This window comes from Pengzhenrongella sp., from assembly GCF_036565025.1.
Classification (GTDB): domain Bacteria; phylum Actinomycetota; class Actinomycetes; order Actinomycetales; family Cellulomonadaceae; genus Pengzhenrongella.
This window is the reverse complement of sequence record NZ_DATCNW010000138.1, coordinates 1-4,310: the sequence shown is the minus strand read 5'-3', so window position 1 is coordinate 4,310 and position 4,310 is coordinate 1. Positions and strand designations below refer to the sequence as shown.

The following is a 4,310-nucleotide window of genomic DNA, read 5'->3' as shown; positions in this document are numbered from 1 at the left end:
GCCGCGGCGAGGACGCCGGCCGCCTCGAGGGCCGCGAGCTCCTTCTCGAGCCGGTGCAGCTCGGCGCCGACGTTCTGCCGCGCCGGTTCCTCCCACGCCGCGCTGAGCGGGCTGTTGAACAGCGCGCCGCGCTGCAGCAGCTTCGTCAGGATCCGGATGCGCGCCCGCACGTAGTCCTGGACGGGCAGGTGCGAGTACTCCGCGCGGACGTCGCGCAGGTACGCCTTGTACCGCTGCGGCTCGCTCGCGAGCATCGCGAGGTCGGCGTCGCACAGCACGGCGCAGTCGTAGTCGCCGGGGGTCGGGGTGTGCCGCCGCAGGGCGATCACCATGTCGTGGGCACGCTGTGCGCGGTTCGCCGGGACGCCCAGCGCGGTGAGCTCCGAGCGGGCCAGCTCGGCGCTCGCCACCTCGTCCTCACCGCCACGGTTCGCGTACACCGCCGCATCCTTCGCGTCGAAGATCGCGCCGTGGTACCAGGCGGCGAGGCGCACGACCTCGGGCTCGTGGGTCTCCTCCGCCAACTCGTCGACCCGTGCGAGCACGTCGGCCAGGTGCTTCAGGGTGTGGAAGTGCCGTCCGGGGCCCGACCAGAGGTCGATCAGGCGCGAACCGACGGCACGGATCTCGTCAGGTGTTGCGGTCGCGCCGGCACCGATACAGCTTCGGACCCACGCGGACAACAACCACTGTGGCGCGTCGTAGACGCCCATGGACCAGCCTCACCACTACCGGGGGACGTACGGACAAAGACCCAGCATCCTATCCACAACGCTGGACCTCACTGCGCCATTTCCTCACCTTCGTCCTCGACCTCGACCTCGACCTCGGCCTCGTTCTCGGCCTCGTTGCGACGTTCGGCGGCACCCGCGTCGAGCGGCAGGCTCACCCGCACGGTCGTGCCCCCGCCCGGCGTCGCGGAGATCTCCACCGAACCCTGATGGGCCCCGACGATCGCGGCCACGATCGCCATGCCGAGCCCGGCACCGCCGCCGGAGCCGCGCGCGCGGGAGGAGTCGACGCGGTAGAACCGCTCGAACACGCGGGCCGCGTGCTCGTCGGAGATGCCCGGGCCGTGGTCGCGCACCTCGAGCACCGCGCGCGCCGTCGGCCCCGAGCCGGTCCGCCCGACGGCGATCTCCACCGCCGTCCCCGCGGGGGTGTGCTGGGCGACGTTCCCGGTGAGGTTCGAGAGCACCTGGCGCAGCCGGTCCTCGTCGCCGACGACCGGGCAGGGTGCCACGGGTGTGCCCGGGGCCAGCGGTTCCAGGCGGATCGGGCGGCCGACGTCGAGCGCGTGCAGGTCGCTCACGGCGTCGGCGACCAGGACGGTCAGGTCGACCGGTGCGCTGCGCATCGGGCGGCCGTCGTCGAGCCGGGCGAGGTGCAGCAGGTCCTCGACCAGCCGGCCCATCCGGGTCGCGGAGTCCTCGATCCGGCGCAGGGTGTCGTCGACCTCGGGCTTCGTGGTCACCGCGCCCATCCGGTACAGCTCGCTGTAGCCGCGGATCGTCGCGAGCGGGGTCCGCAGCTCGTGCGAGGCGTCCGCGACGAACCGGCGCATCCGTTCCTCCGACGCGGCGCGCGCGGCGAACGCCTGCTCGATCTGGGCGAGCATCACGTTCAGCGTCCCGCCGAGCCGGCCCACCTCGGTGCTCTCCGGCGCGGGCGGCACGCGCAGCGAGAGGTCCCCGGCGGCGATGGCCGCGGCGGTGTCCTCGATCTCGCGTAGCGGGCGCAGCGAGCGGTGCACCGCGATCCAGCCGGCGAGGGCGCCGAGGAGCAGCACGGAGACCGAGATCAGCAGCAGTGCCGAGCGCATCTGGTCCATGGTGGCCTCGGCGGCCGTCAGCGGGAGCGCGACGGCGACCGAGCCGAGCAGCGAGTTGTTGCCCACCAGCCCGAGCTCGATGACGCGCCAGCGTCCGTGCCCGTCGACCGATCGGACGGTGAACGGCGCGCCGCGCAGGTGCGTGACGTCGCTCGCGGTGAGCAGCGGCAGGTTGGGCGCGTTCCCGGCGTCGGTCGTGGCGGACGGGTAGCTCTGGTAGACGGTGCCGTCGGCCTTCGCGATCTGGACGAAGTAGTCGCTCGGGCGCACGTCCGGCCCGTGGTCGCCGGTGGCGGCACCCCAGGCCTGCTGCGCCGCCTGCGAGGCGGAGGTCGCGAGCTGGGCGTCGACCTGGCCGACGAGCGAGCGGTCGAGCAATGTCAGCGTCGTCACCCCGGCGAGGCCGAGCCCGAGCAGCAGCAGTCCGGTCACGATGCCGACCATCCGCACGCGCAGCGGCACGCCGTGCAGGCGGCCCGAGAGCTGCGCCGTCAGGGCGGCGCGCCGACTGGGCGCCGTCGGCTCGGCGTCGGGCGAGCCGTCGGGCGAGTCGGGCGAGTCGAGTGAGTCGAGTGAGTCGAGCGAGTCGAGTGAGTCGAGTGAGTCGTCGGGCGCGGCGTCGACCGAGCCGTCGACCGAGTCGTCCGGGGGCGCCCCCGGCGCGGTGGCACCCGCCGGGGCTCCGGGCCCCGGCGGGTCGGTCGTCGGTCTCTCCACGGCGGTCCCGGCGTCCGTCACGCCGCGCCCGGCGGCAGGCGCAGCACGTACCCGACGCCCCGCTTGGTGTGGATCAGCGGCACCGGGACGACGACGCCGACGCCGTCGGACAGGGGTCCGGGCGTGGCGGCGTCGATCTTGCGTCGCAGATAGGAGATGTACGACTCGACGATGTTCGCGTCGCCGCCCCAGTCGTACTGCCAGACGTGGTCCAAGATCTGCGTCTTGGACAGCACCCGTCCGGCGTTGAGCATGAGGTAGCGCAGCAGCTTGAACTCGGTCGGGGAAAGGTCGATGGTGCGCCCCGCTCGGCGGACCTCGTGGCCGTCGTCGTCCAGCTCGAGGTCCGCGTAGCGCAGCGTGGCCTCGTCCGCGTCCTCCTCGCCGGGGCGGGTGCGGCGCAGCACCGCGCGGATCCGCGCGACGACCTCCTCGAGGCTGAACGGCTTGGTGACGTAGTCGTCGCCGCCGACGGTGAGGCCCGTGACCTTGTCGGACGTGTCGTCGCGTGCGGTGAGGAAGACGACCGGGACGTGCTGGCCCTTCTCGCGCAACCGGCGCGTCAGGGTGAAGCCGTCCATGTCGGGAAGCATGACGTCGAGCACGACGAGGTCGGGGTCGACCTGGCGCACCAGGCGCAGCGCCGAGGCGCCGTCGGCCGCGGAGTGCACCTCGAAGCCCGCGAACCGCAGCGATGTCGCGAGGAGCTCGCGGATGTTGGGCTCGTCATCGACGACCACCAGGCGGGCCTCTGGCTCAACGGGAGGTCTGTTCATCCATTCAGTTTGCTCCCGAAGCCTGGGAGTCGCCTGGAAATCCCCTGCGGATTTTCGCCCCGCTTCGAGTGAGCCGCCCACGACTTGTCAGACCGAGCGCGGGGCGCACCGGGCGCTCGATCTGACAACTGTCCGTGAGCTGGATGTGTCAGCCGCAGCGCCGTGTAGAGCGCGCGCTGCGGCTGACACGTCGGGGGAGGAGGTTGGGGCTAGACGGTGTCGCCCTTGAGGGCGGCCAGGCGGGCGGCGATCTCGACGTCGACCGTGCTGTCCTCGAGCTCCTCGAACTGGGCGTCCAGGGACGACGCCGCGATCTCGGCCTGGCCGGCGACGCGGGCCTCCTCGCGGCGCACCTTCTCCTCGAAGCGGGCGACCTCGCTCGTGGGGTCGAGCAGGTTGATCGAGCCCACCGCGCTCTGGACCTTGGACTGAGCCTCGGCGCTCTTGGCGCGCGCGACGAGCGTGTCCCGGCGGCGGCGGAGATCGGTGAGCTTCTCCTTCATGCTCATGAGCCCGGCCTTGAGCTTCTCGACGACCTCGTTCTGCGAGGCGATCATCGGCTCGGCGTCCTTGGCCTCCGACTCGAAGCCGATCATCTTGGACAGCGCGACCTTGGCGAGGTTGTCGAACTTGTCCGCGTCGGCGGTGTTGCCCTGGGCGCGCAGCGCGTCTGCCCGCTTCGAGGCGGCACCCGCCTTGGTGCCCCAGTCGCCGGCGGCAGCGAGGTCCGCTGTGTGGTCCTGCTCGGCGAGCCGCAGGTTCCCGATGGTCTGCGCGATGGCGCTCTCGGCCTCGGCGATGCTGTTCGTGTAGTCCCGGATGAGCTGGTCGAGCATCTTCTGCGGGTCCTCTGCGCGGTCCAGCATCGAGTTGATGTTGGCGCGGGTCAGCTGGCTGATCCGTCCCAGGATCGTCTGCTTCTCGGTCATTGTGAGCCTCTCGTGACGAACAGGTGTCTGGTCCCGTGCACAGTGTTGGTCTAGAAG

4 protein-coding genes are annotated in these 4,310 nt (G+C 71.8%); all 4 read right to left on the bottom strand.

Translation table 11 applies throughout. The annotated features are described in order from the left end of the window. A partial coding sequence (locus VIM26_RS07960) for a hypothetical protein (protein WP_331949917.1) occupies positions 1-713 on the bottom strand: 713 nt, incomplete at its 3' end. 68 nt (positions 714-781) lie between these two features. Next, the gene (locus tag VIM26_RS07955) at positions 782-2,548 is read right to left on the bottom strand and encodes a HAMP domain-containing sensor histidine kinase (protein WP_331949915.1); all 1,767 of its coding nucleotides are present in this window, start codon (positions 2,546-2,548) and stop codon (positions 782-784) included. A gap of 17 nt (positions 2,549-2,565) precedes the next feature. Continuing rightward, positions 2,566-3,324, bottom strand: a complete 759-nt coding sequence (locus VIM26_RS07950; protein ID WP_331949913.1) for a response regulator transcription factor — start codon at positions 3,322-3,324, stop codon at positions 2,566-2,568. A 209-nt stretch (positions 3,325-3,533) separates the two neighbouring features. Beyond that, the gene (locus VIM26_RS07945; protein ID WP_331949911.1) at positions 3,534-4,253 is read right to left on the bottom strand and encodes a PspA/IM30 family protein; all 720 of its coding nucleotides are present in this window, start codon (positions 4,251-4,253) and stop codon (positions 3,534-3,536) included. Positions 4,254-4,310: the final 57 nt, after the last annotated feature.